Source organism: Actinotalea sp. JY-7876 (assembly GCF_014042015.1).
In the GTDB taxonomy this organism is placed as follows: domain Bacteria; phylum Actinomycetota; class Actinomycetes; order Actinomycetales; family Cellulomonadaceae; genus Actinotalea.
Window position 1 is genome coordinate 565626 of sequence record NZ_CP059493.1, and the last position, 19903, is coordinate 585528.

A 19903-nucleotide genomic window follows, 5' to 3' on the forward strand; every position below is an offset into this window, starting at 1 on the left:
CAGGGCCCTCGGCCCCACCGCGCGCTGGTGCAAGGATGGTGGCCATGACCGGCCCCGACCCCCTGCCTGCCCCCGTCGACCCGGTGCCGCCGGTGGGCCCGCCGGGCGCGGAGCGCGACGCGGCCCCGGCGTCCTCGGCGAGCCCGTTCGACCCGGTCGGCGTGCGCTGGCAGTCGGTCTCCCCGCGGCTCACCAGCGCGCGCCTCGTGTCGGCGGCGATCTGGTTCGTCGTCCCGCTCGTCGGTGGCGCGGTGGCGGCGGCGCTCAGCGGCCTCGCCGGCCTGTGGTCGATCCCCGCGGTCATCCTGGTCGTGCTGGTCTGGATCGCCCTCGTGGTCCCGCGCCAGGTCCGGGCCTGGGGCTACGCGGAGCGCGAGGACGACCTGCTCATCCGCAAGGGCGTGATGTTCCGCTCGATCGTCGTCGTGCCCTACGGCCGGATGCAGTTCGTCGACGTCCAGGCCGGCCCCCTCGACCGCGCCTTCGGCATCGCCCGGGTCCAGCTCCACACCGCGTCGCCGGGCACCGACGCGGCCATCCCGGGCCTGCCGCCGGACGAGGCCTCGCGCCTGCGCGACCGCCTGGCCGCGCGCGGCGAGGCGCAGCTGGCGGGCCTGTGACCTCCACGCCCGACGCCGGCTCCGCGGCCGCCGGGCCGCCCGGTGAGCCGGTCTGGCACCGCGTCCACCCCGTCACGCCGGCGGTCAAGGGCTGGAAGATCATCGCCGTGCTGCTCGCGATCCTGGTCCAGCAGGTCGGCCCGGGGCTCGAGAACTGGGCGGACCTCGTCGAGGCGGTCGGGTGGGCGCCGATCCTCGGCGGCTTCGGGCTGTTCGTCCTCGCAGGGTTCGGCTACGCGGCGATCGCGTGGCGCATGACGCGCTACGGCGTGGACGCCGAGGCGGTGTACCTCAAGACGGGCGTGCTCTTCCGTCAGCACCGCACGGCCCGGCTCGACCGCGTCCAGGCGATCGACGTCGTCCAGCCGATCCTCGCCCGCCTGCTCGGGCTCGCCGAGCTGCGGTTCGAGGTCGCGGGCGGCTCGGACTCCTCGGTCCGCCTCGCGTTCCTCAAGGAGGAGTCCGCCCAGCGCCTGCGCAACGAGCTGCTCGCGCTCTCGGCGGGCATCGAGTTCGGCACCGAGGACCAGCCCGAGGCGCCCGTCGCACCCGAGCGCGAGCTGCTGACGGTGCCGGTGGACCGGCTCCTGCTGTCGCTCGTCCGGTCGGTGACGATCGTGGTGCTCACGGTCGGGGTCGCCGGCGCGGTCGTCGCGATCATCGTCACGCGGCAGATCTCGCTCGCGTTCAGCCTCCTGCCGATGGTGCTCGGCGCCGGCGGCTACCTCTGGCAGCGCTTCGCCGGTGAGTTCAACTTCCGCGTGGCGCAGAGCCCCGACGGCATCCGGCTGCGGCACGGCCTGCTCGAGTCGCGCTCCCAGACCGTGCCGCCCGGCCGCGTCCAGGCCGTTCGCCTGACCCAGGCGTGGCTGTGGCGGCGCAAGGACTGGTGGCGCGTCGAGATGAACGTCGCCGGTTACGGCCAGGCGGAGAACCAGCAGACCGAGAGCGTGCTGCTCTCGGTGGGCGAGCGCGACGACGCCCTCCTCGCCCTCTGGCTCGTGCTGCCCGACCTCGGCGTCGCGGACCCGCGGGCGCTCCTCGACGAGGCGCTCTCGGGCACGGGGGCCACGGACCCGCGCCTCCTGACGTCCCCGCGGCGCGCGCGCTGGCTGGACCCGCTCTCGTGGCGCCGCACGGCGGTCGCGGCGACCGACCGCGCCCTGCTGGTCCGGTCCGGCCGCTTCGTGCGCCGGCTCGTCGTCGTGCCGCACGAGCGGACCCAGTCCCTCGGGCTCACGCAGGGTCCCCTGCAGCGGCGTCTGGGCCTGGCCACCGTGGTGCTGCACTCCACGCCCGGGCCCGTGTCGCCGTTCGTCCCGCACCTGGACGCGCGGGCCGCCGGCGCGCTGCTCCACGAGCAGGCGGACCGCGCGCGTCGCGCCCGCGCCACGGCCGGTCCGGAGCGGTGGATGCGGCCGGTGGCCCCGTGAGCGCACCCCAGCCGGGTCGGCTCGGCGTCGGGGTCGTCGGGGCGGGGCGGGTCGGTGCCGTCCTCGGCAACGCCCTGCGCGCGGTCGGCCACGCCGTCGTGGGCGCGAGCGGCATCTCCGAGGAGTCCCGCGAGCGGATCGCCACGATGCTGCCCGGCGTCCCGCACCTGGACGTCCCCGAGGTCGTCGAGCGCGCCGAGCTCGTGCTGCTCACGGTGCCCGACGACGCGCTGCCCGAGCTCGTCGCGGGCCTCGCGGCGCTCGGTGCGTGGCAGCCGGGCCAGATCGTGGTGCACACCGCGGGCGCGCTCGGGGCCGACGTGCTCGCTCCGGCGCGCGAGCGGGGCGTCATCCCGCTCGCGATCCACCCGGCCATGACCTTCACGGGCACGTCCATGGACCTCGGGCGCCTGACCGGCTGCACGTTCGCCGTCACCGGCCCGGGGCCCGTCCTGCCGATCGGCCAGGCGCTCGTCGTGGAGATCGGGGGCGAGCCCGTGGTGGTCGCCGAGGAGGCGCGCCCGCTCTACCACGCGGCCCTCGCGCACGGCGCGAACCACCTCGTCGTCCTCGTCGCGCAGGCGGCGCACGCGCTCGCCGCAGCGGGCGTCGCGAGCCCGGACCGCGTGCTGGCGCCGCTGCTGGGGGCGGCGCTCGACGGCGCCCTGCGCACGGCGCAGTCGGCGGGCGAGGGCACGGCGTCGGCGGCGAGCGGGGTGGCGGCGCTCACCGGCCCCGTGGTGCGCGGCGACAGCGGGACGGTCGCCTCGCACCTCGAGCAGCTCGGCGCCCTCGCCGGACGCGACCCGTGGGCGGCCGACGTGCCGCCCAGCTACCGGGCCCTCGCCCGCGCCGCCACGGCGCGCGCGCTCGCGGGCGGCCGCATCACCACCAGCCAGGCGCGCGACCTCCTCGACGTCCTCGCCGACCCCCAGGAGGACCGATGACCCCCCGACTCGTGCGGACCCGCTCCCAGCTCGCCGACGCGCTCGCCGCACCCGCGGCGTCCCCCGCCCGGCGGGCCGTCGTGATGACCATGGGCGCCCTGCACGAGGGCCACCTCGCCCTCGTGCGCGCCGCGCGCGAGCGGGCGGACCAGGTCGTGGTGACGATCTTCGTGAACCCGCTGCAGTTCGGTGCGGGGGAGGACCTCGAGCGGTACCCGCGCGACCTGGACGGCGACCTCGCGCTGCTCGCCGGTGCGGGGGCCGACGTCGTCTTCGCGCCCGGGGTGGAGGAGGTCTACCCGGGCGGTGAGCCGCTCGTGCGGGTCAGCGCGGGGGCGCTCGGCGAGCGCCTCGAGGGGGCGCACCGTCCGGGCCACTTCGACGGCGTGCTCACCGTCGTCCTCAAGCTCATGCACCTCGTGCGGCCCGACGTCGCGCTCTTCGGCCAGAAGGACGCCCAGCAGCTCATGGCGGTGCGGCGCATGGTGCACGACCTCGACGTGGACGTCGAGGTCGTGGCGGTGCCCACGGTGCGCGACCCCGACGGTGTCGCGCTCTCGTCCCGCAACGCCTACCTCGACGCGGAACAACGGACCCGGGCGCGCGTGTTGTCCAGAGCACTCCGTGCGGCGCAGGACGCCGCCGGGGACGGCGCCCCGGCCGAGACGGTCCGGCAGGCGGCGGTGGACGTGCTCGCGGCCGAGCCGGGTGTCGTGGTCGACTACGTCGCCCTGGTGGACGACACGGCGTCCGACGTCGCCCCGGACCACGTCGGACCGGCGGTGCTCGCCGTGGCGGCCCGCGTGGGGACGACGCGACTGATCGACAACGTGGTGCTGCACCTCGAGGAGGGGCGATGACCGACACGACCGGCACGGGCTCGACCAGGACCTGGCTCCGCACGATGATGACCGGCAAGATCCACCGCGCGACAGTCACGGACGCGGATCTCGACTACGTCGGCTCCGTGACCGTGGACGCGTCCCTGCTCGAGGCGGCGGACATCCTCCCCGGGCAGCAGGTCGACGTCGTGGACGTCACCAACGGCGCGCGCCTGACCACCTACGCGATCGCGGGGGAGCCGGGCTCGGGCGTCGTCTGCCTCAACGGTGCGGCGGCGCACCTGATCCACCCCGGCGACGTCGTCATCCTCATCGCCTACGCGCAGATGCCGGACGACGAGGCGCGCACGTACTCGCCCCGCGTCGTGCACGTCGACGAGCGCAACCGCATCGCGGACCTCGGCAGCGACCCCGGTGCCGCCCCGGCGCGCCTGCGCACCGCGGCGATCGCGTGGGCCGCGAGCCGGTGAGGCTCGGGACCCGGCTGGCCGCTCCCGAGCCGGGCTGGACCGCGCAGGCCGACGTCGTGGTCGTGGGTTCCGGCATCGCGGGCCTGACGGCGGCGCTGCGCCTGCGCACGCGCGTGCCGCGGGTGCTGCTCGTGACCAAGGGCGCGCTCGCCTCGGGCTCGACCGTCTGGGCCCAGGGTGGCATCGCCGCGGCGCTCGACCCCGGCGACTCGCCCGCGGCGCACCTGACCGACACGCTCACGGCCGGCGCCGGCCTGTGCGACCGGTCGGCCGTCGAGGTCCTGGTCACGCAGGGCCCCGCCCGCGTGCGCGAGCTCGCCGCGCTCGGGACGCGGTTCGACGTCGAGCACGACGGCACCATCGCCCTGACGCGCGAGGGCGGGCACGGCGCCGACCGGATCGCGCACGCCGGCGGGGACGCGACGGGAGCGGAGATCTCCCGGGCCCTCGTGGCGCAGCTCGACGCGGTGCGCAGCGATCCGGGCATCGAGGTGATCGAGCACGCGCTGGTCCTGGACCTGCTCACCGCCGCGCCCGACGCCGACGGTCGGCCCGGCCCGGTGTGCGGCGCGACCCTGCACGTCATCGGCGAGGGCACCCGCGACGGCGTCGGCGCCGTCCTGGGCCGCGCCGTCGTGCTGGCCACCGGCGGCATCGGCCAGGTCTTCCAGTCCTCGACCAACCCGGTCCAGGCGACGGGCGACGGTCTCGCGGCGGCGCTGCGCGCGGGCGCGGCCGTCGCCGACGTCGAGTTCGTGCAGTTCCACCCGACCGTGCTGTGGCTGGGCTCGGGCGTCAAGGGCCAGCTCCCGCTGGTCTCCGAGGCGGTGCGCGGCGAGGGGGCGATGCTGCTGGACACCGACGGCGTCCGCTTCATGCCGGACGTCCACCCGCTCGCCGAGCTGGCGCCGCGCGACGTGGTCGCCCACGCGATCGTCCGGCGCATGGCCGAGACGGGCTCGGACCACGTGCTCCTCGACGCGCGCCACCTCGGCGCCGACTTCCTGCGCGGGCGCTTCCCGACGATCCACGACCGCCTGCTCGCCGAGGGCATCGACCTCACCACGGGGCTCGTGCCGGTCGCGCCCGCCCAGCACTACCACTCTGGTGGGGTGGTGACGGACCTGCAGGGGCGGGCCGACGTCGACGGGCTCTACGCCGCGGGCGAGGTGGCGTGCACCGGCGTGCACGGCGCCAACCGGCTGGCCTCGAACTCCCTGCTGGAGGGCCTCGTCTTCGCGCACCGGGCCGCCGAGCAGATCGCGGCGCGCGTCGGCGCCGGCGACCTGCCGCAGCGCGAGCCCGTCGAGCGCCCGGGTGACCCCTCCCTCGTCGCGGGGGCGGCGCGCAGCCGGATCCAGCGCATCGCGCAGCGCGGCCCCGGCGTCATCCGCACGGGGGAGGGGCTGGCCGCGGCCGTCGCGGCGCTCGCGGCCGTGCCGACCCACGCCGACGTGACGCCGGGCGTCGTCGCGGCGCCGCAGACGGCCGAGTGGGAGACGACGAACCTGCACACGGTCGCGTCCGTGCTGACGCTCGCCGCGCTCGAGCGCACGGAGAGCCGCGGCGGGCACTACCGGCAGGACCACCCGGACCAGGAGCCGGCGTGGCTGCGCCGCGTCGCCGTGCGGCTCGACCCGGACGGCTGCCTCGACGTGGCCGCGGGACCGCTCCTGGCCGACCCGGACGCGTCACCCGTGTTCGTCTAGCACCACCGGCGCCCGCGCCGCGGGCGTCGCTCCGCTCGTCGTGAGGGGGACCACGATGGACAGCAGCAGCACCAGCACGACCACCACCACGGACGCCGCTGCCGCTACCGCCACCACCGCGGCGCGCGCGGAGTTCGACCGCCAGGCGGCGACGCTGCTGGCCGCGGCCCGGGAGACGGCCGGCGCCGCGACGCACGAGCGCCTGCGCGAGCTGGTCGCCCGGCTGCGGCCGCTGGCGGCTGCGCAGCCGTGGGAGGGCGTCGACCCCGCGTCGGGCCGGGTCCCGTTCCTGCTCGTCGCCTCGCGCGAGCTGCTGCCGGTCGACGTCATGATGCGCCGGGCGACGCTCGCCGGGCGGAGCCGGCCCGGGTTCGTCGACCGTTCCTTCGAGCCGGGCTCGCTCCGGACGTTCGTGCCGCCGCCCGGGACCGTCGTGCCCGACGCGCAGGCCTACCTCCTGCTCGACGTCGAGCGCGGCGAGGAGTTCTGCGGCGTCGTGCCGAGCACCGCGATGGACGTGGTCGCGCAGCGCGGCCGGACGCTCCTGACCATCGAGGAGGGCGTGGGGTTGCTCACCCACCACCCCGGCGTGCTCGTGAAGAACCGGTGCTTCTCGCTCGGCGGCTCGCGCTGCGGCGACCGGCGCGTGCCGGCGCTGTGGATCAGCCAGGGAGCTCCCAAGCTGGGCTGGTGCTGGGAGGGCAACCCGCACACCTGGTTGGGCCTGGCGTCGGCGGGGAGCCGCGTCGCCGCCTGAGGTGGGCGGCGCGGCGTGCCGGGGACGCGCCCGGGCTCACTCGACGGGCCGACCCGCCGCCCGCCACGCGCCGGTGCCGCCGGCGACGTTGACCACGTCGTGGCCCTGCTGCCCGAGCCAGGCCGCGACCTGGCCGGAGCGCCCGCCCGACTCGCAGATGACGTAGACCTCGCCCTCGAGCGACGTCACCTCGCCCGCCCGCTCGACGAACTCGCTGAGCGGCACGTTCACGGCGCCGGGCACGTGACCGGACTCGAACTCGTGGACCTCGCGCACGTCGACGACCGTCGCCTCGGCGTCGTCGGCGAGGGCCTGCTGCAGGGTGGTGACGTCGATCTCGCGCACGGTGTCCTCCGGTCGGGTGCCTGGACCCGACGCTACCCGCCGCCCGGACGCTAGCGTGCTGCCGTGCCGCACCCTCCGACGCCCGGCCCCGCCGCCCCCACGCCGACCGTCCCCGGGCTCGCCGCCCTCGTGGGCGTCGCGCTCGACGAGGACCTCGGGCCCGCGCCCGGTCGAGACGTCACGACCCAGGCCACCGTGCCCGCGGACGCCCTGGGGACCGCCCACCTGGCGGCACGCGCCGACGGCGTCGTCGCCGGTCTGGCCGCGGTCGACGAGGTGCTGGGTCAGGTCGCGGAGCGCCTCGGCCTGCCGGTGCCGGACGCGCGGCTGCGCGTCGCCGACGGCGCCCGCGTGCGCGCCGGCGACGTCCTCGCGGACGTGACGGGTCCCGTGCAGGTGCTGCTGGTCGCCGAGCGCACGCTGCTCAACGTCGTCAGCCGCGCGTCCGGCGTCGCGACGCACACGCGCCGGTGGGCGGACGCCCTCGCGGGCACCGGCGCCACCGTGCTCGACACCCGCAAGACGACGCCCGGCCTCCGAGCGCTGGAGAAGCACGCCGTGCGCGCGGGCGGCGGCGCCAACAAGCGCATGGGCCTCTACGACGTCGCGATGGTCAAGGACAACCACGTCGTCGCCGCCGGGTCGATCGCCGCCGCGGTGGCGGCGGTCCGGGACCGCTTCGGCGACGTCGAGGTCCAGGTCGAGGCGGACACCCTCGCGCAGGCCATGGAGGCGCTCGACGCGGGTGCGCGCTTCCTGCTGCTCGACAACATGCCGACCCCCGTGCTGGCCGACGTCGTGGCGGCGGTCCGCGCGCGCGAGGCCGAGACCGGGTACGTCGCCCTGGAGGCGACCGGGAACCTCACGCTCGACCGCGCGGCCGAGGTGGCCGCGACGGGCGTCGACCACCTGTCGGTGGGCGGGCTCACGCACTCCTCGCCGATCCTCGACGTCGCGCTGGACCTCGTAGGATCGGTCGGTGACCTCCCCGGCTGACCCCACACCCGCGCCTGCGCCTGCGGCCGCCGAGCCCGTGCTCGACGACCTCCCCGAGCAGCTGAAGGTGCGCCGCGAGAAGCGCGAGCGGCTCATCGCCGAGGGGGGCGAGGCCTACCCCGTGGGCGTGCCCGTGACCGCCACGATCGCGCAGGTGCGCGCGGCGCACGGCGACCTGGCGGCCGGCGAGGAGACCGACGTCGAGGTCGGCGTGGCCGCGCGGGTGGTCTACCTGCGCACGACGGGCAAGCTGTGCTTCGCCACCCTGCAGGACGGCGAGGGCAACCGGCTCCAGGCGATGCTCAGCCAGGCCGTGGTCGGTGAGGAGTCGCTGGCGCGGTTCAAGTCCGACGTCGACCTCGGCGACCACCTGTTCGTCCACGGCCGTGTCATCAGCTCGCGCCGCGGCGAGCTGAGCGTGTTCGCCGACGACTGGCGCGTCGCGGCCAAGGCCCTGCGTCCGCTGCCGGTGCTCCACAAGGACCTGTCCGAGGAGGCGCGCGTGCGCCGCCGGTACGTGGACCTCATCGTCCGGCCGCAGGCGCGCGACATGGTGCGGATGCGCGCGGCCGTGCTCCGCTCGCTGCGGGACAACTTCCACCGCCGCGGGTACCTCGAGGTCGAGACGCCCATGCTGCAGGTCGTCCAGGGCGGCGCGAGCGCACGCCCCTTCACCACGCACATGAACGCGTTCGACCTCGACCTCGTGCTGCGGATCGCTCCGGAGCTGTTCCTCAAGCGCGCCGTCGTCGGCGGCGTGGAGCGCGTCTTCGAGATCAACCGCAGCTTCCGCAACGAGGGGGCCGACGCGACACACTCACCCGAGTTCGCGACCCTGGAGGCCTACGAGGCCTACGGCGACTACGACACGATGGCGGAGCTGACGCGCGACCTCGTCCAGACCGCGGCCCAGGACGCCCTCGGCACGACCACCGTGACGCTCGCGGACGGCACCGAGTACGACCTGGGCGGCGAGTGGACCGCGCTGAGCCTGTACGGCTCTCTCTCCCACGCCTTGGGCGAGGAGATTTCTCCGCAAACGCCGGATGTTGATCTTCTGCGACTTGTGGAACGTTTCGACCTGCAGATCGACCGCGCCCGGATGACGCACGGAAAGCTCGTCGAAGAGCTGTGGGAGCACCACGTCGGAGATCATCTTGTCGCCCCGACATTCGTCCGTGACTTCCCCGTCGACACGAGCCCGCTGACGCGCGACCATCGCACCGTCCCCGGCGTAGTGGAGAAGTGGGACCTGTACATCCGCGGGATCGAGACGGCGACGGCCTACTCCGAGCTCGTGGACCCCGTCATCCAGCGGCGCCGCTTCGAGGCGCAGGCCCGGCTGGCGGCCGCCGGCGACGACGAGGCGATGCGCCTCGACGAGGACTTCCTCGAGGCGATGGAGTTCGGGATGCCGCCCGCGGGTGGCATGGGGATGGGCATCGACCGCCTGCTCATGGCGCTCACCGGCCTGAACATCCGCGAGACGATCCTCTTCCCGTTGGTCAAGCCGCTCGCCTGAGCGCGGGTCCCGGGGTCACCGCCGCGTCGTAGCATGGGGGTGTGGATCCCGCACTCCAGGTCGTCGCCGCACTGGTCCCGTCGATCGGTGTCGGCGCGGTGTTCTGGTTCGCGATGCGGTCGATCATCCAGGCGGACCGCCGCGAGCGGCAGGCGATCGCACGCCTCGACGCGCAGGCCCGCGAGTCGGCCGGCGGGGATTCCCCCGAGCAATAACGCGCATAATTCCTCGTTGTCAATTTCGTCTTTCTGTGCACCGCGGAGGTACGCTCCTTGTCATCCGCGGAAACTCCGGCAGAAGGACATGGCGATGGCACAGAAGGTTCAGGTCGTCCTCGTCGACGACCTCGACGGCGGAACGGCTGAGGAGACGGTGTCCTTCGCCCTCGACGGTGTCTCCTACGAGATCGACCTGAGCGCGGCGAATGCGGCCGAGCTGCGCGAGTCCTTCGCACGCTGGGTCGGCCACGGCCGGCGCGTCGGCGGGCGTTCCCGCGGCGGCGCCCGGCGGGCGTCCGGCGGCTCGGGGCGCGCGGCGAGCGGCCAGAGCCAGGAGATCCGCGAGTGGGCCCGGGCCAACGGCTTCACGGTCAACGAGCGTGGACGCATCCCGGCCGAGGTCAAGGCGGCGTACGACGCCCGCTGAGGCGCCCGCACCCTGACACGCGAAAGGCCCGCCTGCACCAGCAGGCGGGCCTTTCGCGCTGTCCGCCCCCGACCGCGCCCGGCCCGGTTCTGGCACGGATCCGGGCGCCGGAGCACCCGGATCCGTGCCAAAACTGGCGTCGCCCGGCGGGGTGGGCGGGTCAGGGGCGGCGGGCCGTGAGCTCGCGGACGGCGGCGTACTGCTCGCGCACGTGCGGCGTCGCGGGGGCCGTGTGCACCTCGCTCGGGGCCCCGGCCCACGCCGGCGCCGGCACGCCGGTGCCGCCCTGCGCGGTGGCGAGGACCCAGGCCGCCTGGCGGGCGGCGCCGTCGGCCACGTACTCGCCCGGCTGCGGCACGGTGACGTCGAGCCCGAGCACGGCCGGGGCGATGCGGCGCACGGCCTCCGACTGCGCGCCGCCGCCGATGAGCTGGACGCGCTGGACCGGCACGCCCTGGGCGCGCAGCGCGTCGAGCCCGTCGGCGAGCGCGCACAGCATGCCCTCCACGGCGGCGCGCGCGAGGTGCGCCGGGGTGGTGTTGGCCAGCCGCATGCCGTGCAGCGCGCCGGTCGCGTCGGGACGGTTCGGCGTGCGCTCGCCCTCGAGGTAGGGCACGAGCACGAGGCCGTCGGCGCCCGCGGGCGCGGACAGCGCGAGCGCGCTGAGCCCGGCGTGGTCCACGCCGAGCATGCGCGCGGCGGCGTCGAGCACGCGCGAGGCGTTGAGGGTGCACGCGAGCGGCAGGAAGGCGCCGGTGGCGTCGGCGAAGCCGGTCACCAGGCCGGACGCGTCGGCCGTGGGCGCGCCCGAGATCGCGGAGACCACGCCGGACGTCCCGATCGAGATCGCGACGTCGCCCGGGCCCATCCCCAGGCCGAGGGCCGCCGCCGCGTTGTCGCCGGCGCCGGGGCCGAGCAGGAGCGGGGCACCGCCGCCCCGGGCGACCGTGGCCGCCACCTCGGCCGGACCGACGACGCGCGGCAGCACGGCGTCGTGGCCGAGCGCGAGCATCAGCAGGTCGCGCCGGTAGTCGTCGGTGATGGGCGACCAGTAGCCGGTCCCCGAGGCGTCGGAGCGGTCGGTCGTCAGCGCGTCGAGGCCGCCCGTGCCCGGGCCGTGGCCCGCCAGGCGCCAGGTCAGCCAGTCGTGGGGGAGCGCGACGGCGGCGACGCGGGCCGCGTTCTCGGGCTCGGCGTCGCGCAGCCAGCGCAGCTTGGTCACGGTGAACGACGCGACGGGCACGGACCCGATCGCCTCGGCCCACGCGCGCTCGCCGCCGTTCGAGGGCGTGTCCTCGGCGGGGGAGGCGCCCAGCTCGGCGATGAGGTCGAGGGCGGCCTGCGCCGACCGGGTGTCGTTCCACAGCAGCGCGTCGCGGACGACCTCGCCGTCCGCGTCGAGCGCGACCATGCCGTGCTGCTGCCCGCCGACGGACAGCGCGGCGACGTCGTCCAGGCCACCGGCCGCGGCCAGGGCGGTCTGCAGGGCGTCCCACCAGTGGCGGGGGTCGACCTCGGTGCCGTCGGGGTGGGAGGCGCGGCCCGTGCGCACGAGTGCGCCCGTCTCCGCGTCCCGGATGACGACCTTGCAGGACTGGGTGGACGAGTCCACCCCGGCGACGAGCGCCATCGCGTTCTCCTCGGGTTGGTGCGGCGGGGGTTCATGCGGCAGGCCCCGGAGACCTCGCGTGCGGGTCTCCGGGGCCTGCCGGTCGATCAGTGGGTCAGCGGGCGCCGAGCGCGTGCTCGAGGGCCAGCTGGTTGAGGCGGACGAAGTGGTAGCCGCGCTCGCCGAGCTCGTCGGTGTTCACGTCCTCGAACGCCGAGCGGTCCGCGAGGAACGCCTCGAGCGTCTCACCCTCGTCGAGCGTGGGCGTGGCGAGGTCGAACACGCCGGACGCCTCGAGCGCCTCCTGCACCTCGGGGTCGGCGCGGAAGGCCAGCGCACGCTCCTTGAGCAGGATGTAGGTCGCCATGTTGGCGGCGGCCGAGTCCCAGACGCCCTGCATGTTCTCGGTGCGCGAGGGCTTGTAGTCGAAGTGGATCGGGCCCTCGTACCGCGGGCCGCCGCTCGGGAAGCCGTTCTCGAGCAGGTCCACCGTCGCGAACGCGGAGAACAGGTCGCCGTGGCCGAAGACGAGGTCCTGGTCGTACTTGATCGAGCGCTGGCCGTTGAGGTCGATGTGGAAGAGCTTGCCCTGCCACAGCGCCTGCGCGATGCCCGTGGTGAAGTTCAGGCCCGCCATCTGCTCGTGCCCGACCTCGGGGTTCAGGCCGACGATGTCGCCGTTGTCGAGCGTCGAGATGAGGCCGAGCGCGTGCCCGATCGTGGGCAGGAGGATGTCGCCGCGCGGCTCGTTCGGCTTCGGCTCCAGCGCGATGCGCAGGCCGTAGCCCTTGTCCTTGATGTAGCCCGCGACGGTGTCGATGCCCTCGGCGTAGCGCTGGTGCGCGGCGAAGAGGTCCTTGGCGGCGTCGTACTCGGCGCCCTCGCGCCCGCCCCACATGACGAAGGTGTCGGCGCCGAGCTCGGCGGCGAGGTCGACGTTGCGCAGGATCTTGCGCAGCGCGAAGCGGCGCACGCGGCGGTCGTTCGACGTGAACGCGCCGTCCTTGAAGATCGGGTGCGAGAACGTGTTGGTCGTGACCATCTCGACCTTGATGCCGGTCTCGTCCAGCGCGCCGCGGAAGCGGTCGAGGATGCGGGTGCGGTCGGCGTCGTCCGAGCCGAACGGCACGACGTCGTCGTCGTGGAAGGTCACGAACGACGCGCCGAGCTCCGCCAGGCGGTGGACCGACTCGACCGGGTCGAGGTCGGGGCGCGTGGCGTCGCCGAACTGGTCGCGGGCGGCCCATCCGACGGTCCACAGACCGAACGAGAACCTGTCCTCGGGCGTGGGCTTGCGGACCATCTGGCGTCTCCTCGATGAGAGCGGGGCGGGGCGGGGCCCCGATTTGTTGTCCGGATGAACATATCCCCGGATCCTCGGTAGGGTCAAGGCATGACGGAGCGGGCAGGGCCCCCAGGAGCCGGCCCGCGTGCCGGCGCGCCGGCGTTGCGTGCGCGCGCCGGTCGCCACGCGGTGGCCCGCCAGCACAGCCTGCGCCAGCACAACCTCGGGGTGGCGTTGCGCCACGTCCTGGACGCGCCCGCGCCGGTCTCGCGCGCGGACATCGCCGGGGCCACGGGCCTGACCCGCGCGACGGTCTCGGCCCTGGTCGACCGGCTGCTCGCCCTCGACCTCGTCGCCGAGCTCGAGCCCGTGGCCGCGCAGCGCGCGGGCCGACCGGCCGTGCCGCTCGTCCCCGCGCGCGGGACCGTCGCCGCGGTCGGCATGGAGGTCAACGTCGACTACCTCGGCGTGCGGGCGGTCGACCTGGCCGGCGACGTCGTCGCGGAGCACGTCGAGGAGGGCGACTTCCGGGGGAGCGTCCCCCAGGTCGTGCTGGACCGCCTGGCGGGCCTTACCGGTGGCGTCGTCGCCCGGCTCTCGGCCGCCGGCGTCGCGCTCGCGGGTGCGGCGCTCGCGCTGCCCGGCCTGGTCGACGACGTCACCGGCCCCCTGCGCACCGCGCCCAACCTCGGGTGGCGCGACGTCGACGTCGTCGGGCTCCTCACGCAGCACCCCGTGCTCGCGGGCCTGCCGCCCCGGCTGGCCAACGAGGCGAACCTCGCCGCGGGCGCGGAGGCGCGCGCCCGGCGCCTCACGGGCCCGTCGAGCTTTGTCTACGTCTCCGGCGAGGTGGGCGTCGGTAGCGCGATCGTGCTCGACGGGCAGATCTTCGGCGGGCGCCACGGCTGGAGCGGCGAGATCGGCCACACGGTGCTGGGGACGGCCGGGGGCTTCGACGAGGGCGGCTCGCTCGAGAGCTACGCGGGGCAGGACGCCATCCTGCGGCGCGCCGGCCTCGACCGGTCGGAGCCGCTGGCGCGGCTGGTCGCGGTGGCCCGGGCCGGCGAGCCGGCCGCGGTCGACGCCCTGCGCGTCGCCGGGTCGGCGCTCGGGGTCGCGCTGGCCAACGTGGTCAACGTGGTCGACGTGGACCACGTGGTGCTCGGCGGCATCTACGCCGAGCTGGCGCCGTTCGTCGCCGACGCGGTGACCGAGCAGCTGCGGCGCCGCGTGATCTCCGCCGAGTGGTCGAGCGTCGAGGTCGGCGTGGCGCAGGCCGGGCGGTTCCCGGCGATGACGGGCGGTGCCCTCGCGGTGCTCCAGGCGCTCGTGGACGACCCGGCCGGCTGGGCCGGCGACGAGGCACCGGCCCTCGCCGAGGCCTGAGCACGTCGCGTGCACGGGACCGGGGTTCCGCATGCGCGCCGAGACCCAATCGTGACCCGACCGGGACGAACCGGGCCTTGTCCGACTCGATTGGGTTTACTACGTTAAGCCAAGCGCGGGGTTAGTTCAGCGAGACAACAAAAGGGCGACGAGGCCCGCCGACGGACGGCGCGATCCATGCCCGCCGGCGCGAGACGCCCGCCCCGCGGGGCGCCGGGACCACCGGCGCGGGCGACCGACGAAGGGTGACGACGATGTCGATCCGAAGGACCAGGGCCGTGGCGGCCCTCGCGGGGGCCGCGCTGCTCGTCGGCGGGCTCGCCGCGTGCAGCACCGAGCGCACGCCCGAGACGGACCCCACGGGCGGCACGGAGGGCGCCGCGGAGGAGGGCGGGATGATCGGCATCGCGATGCCCACCCGCAGCCTCGAGCGCTGGAACAAGGACGGCGCGAACCTCGAGGCGCTCCTGCAGGAGGCCGGGTACGAGACGAGCCTGCAGTACGCCGACAACAAGGTCGACCAGCAGATCACCCAGATCCAGAACATGGTCAACGGTGGCGCGGAGGTCCTCGTCGTCGCGTCGATCGACGGCACGGCCCTGGGGCCGGTGCTCGCGGACGCCGCGAGCAAGGACATCACCGTCATCGCGTACGACCGGCTCATCAACGACACCGAGGACGTCGACTACTACGCCACCTTCGACAACTACCAGGTCGGCCAGGAGCAGGGGACCTTCATCGAGGAGCAGCTCGGCCTCGCCGACGGCGCCGGGCCGTTCAACCTCGAGCCCTTCGCCGGCTCGCCGGACGACAACAACGCGAAGTTCTTCTTCAGCGGCGCGTGGGACGTCCTGCTGCCGTACGTCGAGTCGGGTCAGCTCGTGGTGCCGTCGGGCAAGTCGCCCGCGAGCAACGAGGAGTGGACGAGCATCGGCATCCTCGGCTGGGGCTCGGACGACGCGCAGGCCGAGATGGAGAACCGCCTCAACTCGTTCTACGCGGGCGGCGAGAAGGTCGACGTCGTGCTCTCGCCGAACGACTCGCTGGCGCTCGGCATCGCGCAGGCGCTCGAGGGCCAGGGCTACGTGCCCGGCGACGAGTACCCGATCATCACGGGCCAGGACGCGGACGAGGCCAACGTCAAGAACATGATCGCGGGCAAGCAGGCCATGACGGTCTGGAAGGACACCCGCACGCTCGCCGAGCAGGTCGCCACGATGGTCGACCAGATCCAGGCCGGTGAGGACGTCGAGGTCAACGACGAGGAGACCTACGACAACGGCGTGAAGGTCGTGCCGACGTTCCTGCTGCCGCCGCAGGTCGTCGTGCCGGAGACGATCGAGGAGCACCTCGTCGGCTCGGGCTACTTCACGGCCGACCAGCTCGGCCTCTGACGGGCGACGGCCCGCCCGGTCGGTACCGGGCGGGCCGTCACCGGCCGTCCTCCGGCATCCCCCGACGCACGCCACACGACAGAGATGCGAGCTGACATGTCGAGCGACGAGACGATCCTCGAGATGCGGGACATCACGAAGCGGTTCCCGGGCGTCATCGCGCTGCAGGACGTCTCGCTCACGGTCCGCCGCGGCGAGGTCCACGCCATCTGCGGCGAGAACGGTGCGGGCAAGTCCACGCTCATGAAGGTGCTCTCGGGGGTCTACCCCGTGGGCTCCTACGAGGGCGCCATCCTGTTCGAGGGCGAGCCCTGCGCGTTCCGCACGATCCGCGACAGCGAGGAGCGCGGCATCGTGATCATCCACCAGGAGCTCGCGCTGAGCCCGTACCTGTCGATCGCCGAGAACATCTTCCTCGGCAACGAGCAGGCCAGCCGCGGCGTCATCGACTGGACGCGGACGAACGTCGAGGCCGCGAGGCTGCTGGAGCGCGTCGGGCTGCACGAGCACGCCGACACCAAGATCGTGGACCTCGGGGTCGGCAAGCAGCAGCTCGTCGAGATCGCCAAGGCCCTCTCCAAGCGCGTGCGGCTCCTGATCCTCGACGAGCCGACGGCCGCGCTCAACGACGAGGACAGCGCCCACCTGCTCGCCCTGCTCCGGAGCCTGCGGGAGCACGGCATCACCTGCATCATGATCAGCCACAAGCTCAACGAGATCGCTGCGATCGCGGACTCCACGACGGTGATCCGCGACGGCCGGGTGATCGAGACCCTCGACATGCACGGCGACGAGCCGGTGAGCGAGGAGCGCATCATCCGCGGCATGGTGGGCCGCTCCCTCGACCACCGGTTCCCGGAGCGCGCGGCCACGATCGGCGAGGAGGCGCTGCGCATCGAGGACTGGACGGTCCACCACCCCGTCCAGCAGGAGCGCGTCGTCGTCGACCACGCGAGCCTGTTCGTGCGGCGCGGCGAGGTCGTCGGGATCGCCGGCCTGATGGGGGCGGGGCGCACCGAGCTCGCGATGAGCGTGTTCGGGCGGTCGTACGGCAGCCGGATCTCGGGTCGCCTCGTCAAGGACGGCCGCGAGCTGCACCTCGCCAAGGTCGGCGACGCGATCCGGGCGGGCATCGCCTACGTGTCCGAGGACCGCAAGCGCTACGGCCTGAACCTCATCGACGACATCAAGCGCAACATCACCGCCTCCGCGCTGGGCAAGGTCTCGCGCTGGGGCGTGATGGACGCGAGCGGCGAGACCCGCGTCGCGGGCCGCTTCCGCACCGACCTGAACATCAAGGCGCCGTCGGTCGACGTCGTCACCGGCACCCTGTCGGGCGGGAACCAGCAGAAGGTCGTCCTGAGCAAGTGGATCTTCACCGACCCGGACGTCCTGATCCTCGACGAGCCCACGCGGGGCATCGACGTCGGGGCGAAGTACGAGATCTACACCATCATCAACCGGCTCGCGGAGGCGGGGAAGGCCGTGATCGTCATCTCGTCGGAGCTGCCCGAGCTGCTGGGCACGTGCGACCGCATCTACGCGCTGAGCCAGGGCCGGATCACCGGTGAGGTGTCCCGCGAGGACGCCACCCAGGAGACGCTCATGCGCTACATGACCATGGAGAGGGAGGTGGCCCGGTGAGCACCCTGCGGCGCAGCCTGGGCGGGGACGTCCGGCAGTACGGGATCGTCGGCGCGCTCATCGTGATCGTGCTCCTGTTCCAGGTGCTGACCGACGGGAAGCTCCTGCTGCCCAACAACGTCGCGAGCCTGGTGGGGCAGAACGCCTACGTCATGATCCTCGCGATCGGCATGGTGATCGTCATCATCGCCGGGCACATCGACCTGTCGGTCGGGTCCGTGGTCGCGTTCGTCGGCGGCGTCGTGGCGCTCGCGATGAACCAGGCCGGCCTGCCGTGGTGGGTCGCGGTGCTCATCGGCCTCGTGGTCGGCGCGCTCGTCGGCGCGTGGCAGGGGTTCTGGGTCGCGTACGTCGGCATCCCCGCGTTCATCGTGACCCTCGCGGGCATGCTCATCTTCCGTGGCCTGGCCATCGTGCTCATCGGCGTGACGCTGGCCGGGTTCCCGGCGCCGTTCGTGCAGATCGCCAACGGGTACGTGCCGAACGAGCTCGGCTACGTGCTCAACCGCGACGTGGTCACGCTGACCCTGGGCGCCGTCGCGATCGCCGCGCTCGTCGTGAGCCAGGTGCGCGCGCGCGCCAACCTCGTCCGGTACGACCTCCAGGTCGAACCGCGGGGCGCCTTCATCGGCAAGCTCGTGCTCTTCTCGGCTGTCATCGGCGGGCTGGCCTGGGTGCTCGCCGGCAGCACGGGAGGCACGCCGATCGTGCTGCTCATCGTGGGCTTCCTGATCATCGTCTACACGTTCCTCATGAGCCGGACGGTCTTCGGCCGGCACGTGTACGCCATCGGCGGCAACCTGCACGCCGCGATCCTGTCCGGCATCGACACCCGCAAGGTCAACTTCTGGATCTTCGTCAACATCGGCACGCTCGCCGGGCTCGCGGGCGTCGTGACGACGTCGCGCGGCGGCGCCGCACTCGCGAGCGCGGGCGGCAACTACGAGCTCGACGCGATCGCGGCGTGCTTCATCGGCGGCGCCGCCGTCACCGGCGGCATCGGGCGCGTCTCCGGCGCGATCGTCGGCGCGCTGATCATGGGTGTCCTCAACATGGGCCTGTCGATCATGAGCGTCGACGCGGCGTGGCAGCAGGCCATCAAGGGGTTGGTCCTGCTCCTGGCCGTGGCGTTCGACCTCCTGAACAAGCGCCGGGCGGGTGGACGCTGACCGTCGCTAGGCTCGCGCCGTGAGCGCACCAGCCCTCGTCCCCGACCCCTCCCGGCTCTGGCTCGGCGGCTACCCCGCCGACGGTCCCGGTGGCCGCGCGGGCACGGGCGAGGGCATCTGGCACGCCCGGCTCGACCCCGGCACCGGGGCGCTCGAGGCCCGTCTCGCCGCCGCGACCCCCACCCCGGCGTTCCTCGCGCTCGCGCCCGACGGCCGCACGCTCTACGCAGCCGCCGAGCAGGCCGACGGGTCGCTCACCGCGTTCGCGGTCGGTCCCGACGGGGCGCTCACCGAGCGCCACCGCATCGGCAGCGGCGGCGGGTGGCCGTGCCACCTCCTGGTCGACCCGCAGGGCCGCGCGCTCTACGCGACGAACTACGCGACCGGCGACCTCGTCGTCGTGCCGCTCGCGGCCGACGGCGGTTTCACCGCCGAGGTGGTCGCCGGCGGCCTCCCCGCCCAGAGCTTTCCGCACCGGGGCTCGGGGCCGCGCGCCGACCGGCAGGAGGGGCCGCACGCCCACTCCGCCGTGCTCGTCCCCGGCGGCCGCCTGCTCGTGGCGGACCTCGGCACCGACGAGCTCCGGCGCTTCCGCGTGCGCGACGACGGCTCGCTCGTCGAGGACGGCGTCGCCCACCGCTTCGCCCCCGGGACCGGACCGCGGCACGTGGCCGTGGTGGCGTCGGCGGACGGGCCGTGCCGGCTCTACGTCGCGGGGGAGCTGAGCGCCACGGTGCACGTCCTGGCCTGGGACGCCGCGTCCGGCGCCGCGCGGGAGCTGCAGGCGGTCCCGGCGTGCGCGAGCCCGCCGGTGACCGGCGACGCCCTGTACCCCGCCCACGTCGTGGTCGACGGCGACCGGGTCGTCGTCAGCGTGCGCGGCGCGGACGTGCTCGCGACCTTCGCCGTGGGCCCGGACGGCCTGCTCGAGCACCTGGGCGACGTGGCCGTGGGCGGCGCGTGGCCGCGTCACTTCGCGCTCGTCGACGGGTGGGCCGTGGTGGCCGCGCAGGGCTCCGCCCGGGTGACCGCGCTGGCGTGGGACGGGGCCGCGCCGGGCCCGGTCGCCGGGTCCGTCGACGTCCCCCACCCCGCCTGCGTGCTGCCGGGCTGAGCGCCGGGACGCGAGC

At 74.5% G+C, this 19903-nt stretch carries 19 protein-coding genes; 16 read left to right on the plus strand and 3 right to left on the minus strand.

The features are described 5' to 3' along the window. Window positions 1-44 precede the first annotated feature (44 nt). From H2O74_RS02770 to H2O74_RS02800, 7 genes are read left to right on the plus strand one after another with little or no spacing between them, the layout of a single operon-like run. Window positions 45-620, plus strand: coding sequence for a PH domain-containing protein (locus H2O74_RS02770; RefSeq protein WP_182113021.1), 576 nt, complete (start codon window positions 45-47; stop codon window positions 618-620). Next, window positions 617-2053 carry a PH domain-containing protein gene (locus tag H2O74_RS02775; RefSeq protein WP_182113022.1) on the plus strand — a complete coding sequence of 479 codons (1437 nt, stop codon included), beginning with the start codon at window positions 617-619 and terminating at the stop codon, window positions 2051-2053. The genes H2O74_RS02770 and H2O74_RS02775 overlap by 4 nt, the downstream gene beginning before the upstream one ends. Continuing rightward, window positions 2050-3000, plus strand: coding sequence for a Rossmann-like and DUF2520 domain-containing protein (locus H2O74_RS02780; RefSeq protein ID WP_182113023.1), 951 nt, complete (start codon window positions 2050-2052; stop codon window positions 2998-3000). The genes H2O74_RS02775 and H2O74_RS02780 overlap by 4 nt, the downstream gene beginning before the upstream one ends. After that, window positions 2997-3860, plus strand: a complete 864-nt coding sequence (gene panC, locus H2O74_RS02785; RefSeq protein WP_182113024.1) for a pantoate--beta-alanine ligase — start codon at window positions 2997-2999, stop codon at window positions 3858-3860. The genes H2O74_RS02780 and panC overlap by 4 nt, the downstream gene beginning before the upstream one ends. After that, window positions 3857-4312 carry an aspartate 1-decarboxylase gene (panD, locus tag H2O74_RS02790; RefSeq protein ID WP_182113025.1) on the plus strand — a complete coding sequence of 152 codons (456 nt, stop codon included), beginning with the start codon at window positions 3857-3859 and terminating at the stop codon, window positions 4310-4312. The genes panC and panD overlap by 4 nt, the downstream gene beginning before the upstream one ends. Continuing rightward, window positions 4309-6021: an L-aspartate oxidase gene (locus tag H2O74_RS02795; protein WP_255491748.1), complete on the plus strand. Its 1713-nt coding sequence runs from the start codon at window positions 4309-4311 to the stop codon at window positions 6019-6021. The genes panD and H2O74_RS02795 overlap by 4 nt, the downstream gene beginning before the upstream one ends. 55 nt (window positions 6022-6076) lie before the next feature. Then, on the plus strand, window positions 6077-6778 hold the full coding sequence (locus H2O74_RS02800) for a DUF5701 family protein (RefSeq protein ID WP_182113027.1): 702 nt from the start codon (window positions 6077-6079) through the stop codon (window positions 6776-6778). 36 nt (window positions 6779-6814) lie between these two features. On the opposite strand, the gene H2O74_RS02805 is transcribed toward H2O74_RS02800, so the two are convergent. Beyond that, window positions 6815-7123: a rhodanese-like domain-containing protein gene (locus tag H2O74_RS02805; RefSeq protein WP_182113028.1), complete on the minus strand. Its 309-nt coding sequence runs from the start codon at window positions 7121-7123 to the stop codon at window positions 6815-6817. Between the two features lie 63 nt (window positions 7124-7186). On the opposite strand from H2O74_RS02805, the gene nadC reads away from it, so the two are divergent. The 4 genes from nadC (at window position 7187) to H2O74_RS02825 (ending at window position 10286) form a co-directional block, all read left to right on the plus strand. Next, window positions 7187-8119, plus strand: coding sequence for a carboxylating nicotinate-nucleotide diphosphorylase (gene nadC / locus H2O74_RS02810; RefSeq protein ID WP_182113029.1), 933 nt, complete (start codon window positions 7187-7189; stop codon window positions 8117-8119). Then, entirely contained in the window at window positions 8103-9641 is a 1539-nt protein-coding gene (gene lysS, locus H2O74_RS02815; RefSeq protein WP_182113030.1) for a lysine--tRNA ligase, read from the plus strand. The genes nadC and lysS overlap by 17 nt, the downstream gene beginning before the upstream one ends. Window positions 9642-9682: 41 nt before the next feature. After that, window positions 9683-9856 carry a hypothetical protein gene (locus H2O74_RS02820; RefSeq protein WP_182113031.1) on the plus strand — a complete coding sequence of 58 codons (174 nt, stop codon included), beginning with the start codon at window positions 9683-9685 and terminating at the stop codon, window positions 9854-9856. 94 nt (window positions 9857-9950) lie between these two features. Further along, window positions 9951-10286, plus strand: a complete 336-nt coding sequence (locus tag H2O74_RS02825; RefSeq protein WP_182113032.1) for an Lsr2 family protein — start codon at window positions 9951-9953, stop codon at window positions 10284-10286. A gap of 160 nt (window positions 10287-10446) precedes the next feature. Here the strand turns inward: H2O74_RS02825 and xylB are convergent, their stop codons facing one another. Together xylB and xylA are read right to left on the minus strand one after the other, a co-directional pair. Next, complete coding sequence (gene xylB / locus H2O74_RS02830; RefSeq protein WP_182113033.1) at window positions 10447-11916, minus strand: xylulokinase; 1470 nt, start codon at window positions 11914-11916, stop codon at window positions 10447-10449. Window positions 11917-12010: 94 nt separating this feature from the next. Further along, window positions 12011-13198, minus strand: a complete 1188-nt coding sequence (gene xylA, locus H2O74_RS02835) for a xylose isomerase (protein ID WP_182113034.1) — start codon at window positions 13196-13198, stop codon at window positions 12011-12013. 90 nt (window positions 13199-13288) lie between these two features. Here xylA and H2O74_RS02840 point away from each other — a divergent pair, with 90 nt between their 5' ends. From H2O74_RS02840 to H2O74_RS02860, 5 genes are all read left to right on the plus strand, one after another. Further along, window positions 13289-14566 carry an ROK family transcriptional regulator gene (locus H2O74_RS02840; RefSeq protein ID WP_182113035.1) on the plus strand — a complete coding sequence of 426 codons (1278 nt, stop codon included), beginning with the start codon at window positions 13289-13291 and terminating at the stop codon, window positions 14564-14566. A 254-nt stretch (window positions 14567-14820) separates the two neighbouring features. Next, window positions 14821-15960 (plus strand): multiple monosaccharide ABC transporter substrate-binding protein, encoded by a 1140-nt coding sequence (gene chvE, locus H2O74_RS02845; protein WP_182113036.1) that lies wholly within the window; start codon window positions 14821-14823, stop codon window positions 15958-15960. Between the two features lie 96 nt (window positions 15961-16056). Then, on the plus strand, window positions 16057-17604 hold the full coding sequence (gene mmsA / locus H2O74_RS02850) for a multiple monosaccharide ABC transporter ATP-binding protein (protein ID WP_182113037.1): 1548 nt from the start codon (window positions 16057-16059) through the stop codon (window positions 17602-17604). Continuing rightward, the gene (mmsB, locus tag H2O74_RS02855; protein WP_182113038.1) at window positions 17601-18773 is read left to right on the plus strand and encodes a multiple monosaccharide ABC transporter permease; all 1173 of its coding nucleotides are present in this window, start codon (window positions 17601-17603) and stop codon (window positions 18771-18773) included. Before mmsA ends, mmsB begins: the two co-directional genes overlap by 4 nt. Before the next feature lie 19 nt (window positions 18774-18792). Then, complete coding sequence (locus H2O74_RS02860; protein ID WP_182113039.1) at window positions 18793-19887, plus strand: beta-propeller fold lactonase family protein; 1095 nt, start codon at window positions 18793-18795, stop codon at window positions 19885-19887. Window positions 19888-19903 lie beyond the last annotated feature (16 nt).

Excerpts from the sequence above, each read along its gene's own strand:
- H2O74_RS02770 (WP_182113021.1), top strand. The coding sequence starts at position 45 with ATGACCGGCCCCGACCCCCTGCCTGCCCCCGTCGACCCGGTGCCGCCG.
- panC (WP_182113024.1), top strand. The coding sequence starts at position 2,997 with ATGACCCCCCGACTCGTGCGGACCCGCTCCCAGCTCGCCGACGCGCTC.
- panD (WP_182113025.1), top strand. The coding sequence starts at position 3,857 with ATGACCGACACGACCGGCACGGGCTCGACCAGGACCTGGCTCCGCACG.
- H2O74_RS02800 (WP_182113027.1), top strand. The coding sequence starts at position 6,077 with ATGGACAGCAGCAGCACCAGCACGACCACCACCACGGACGCCGCTGCC.
- H2O74_RS02825 (WP_182113032.1), top strand. The coding sequence starts at position 9,951 with ATGGCACAGAAGGTTCAGGTCGTCCTCGTCGACGACCTCGACGGCGGA.
- xylB (WP_182113033.1), bottom strand. The coding sequence starts at position 11,916 with ATGGCGCTCGTCGCCGGGGTGGACTCGTCCACCCAGTCCTGCAAGGTC.
- xylA (WP_182113034.1), bottom strand. The coding sequence starts at position 13,198 with ATGGTCCGCAAGCCCACGCCCGAGGACAGGTTCTCGTTCGGTCTGTGG.
- H2O74_RS02840 (WP_182113035.1), top strand. The coding sequence starts at position 13,289 with ATGACGGAGCGGGCAGGGCCCCCAGGAGCCGGCCCGCGTGCCGGCGCG.
- chvE (WP_182113036.1), top strand. The coding sequence starts at position 14,821 with ATGTCGATCCGAAGGACCAGGGCCGTGGCGGCCCTCGCGGGGGCCGCG.
- mmsA (WP_182113037.1), top strand. The coding sequence starts at position 16,057 with ATGTCGAGCGACGAGACGATCCTCGAGATGCGGGACATCACGAAGCGG.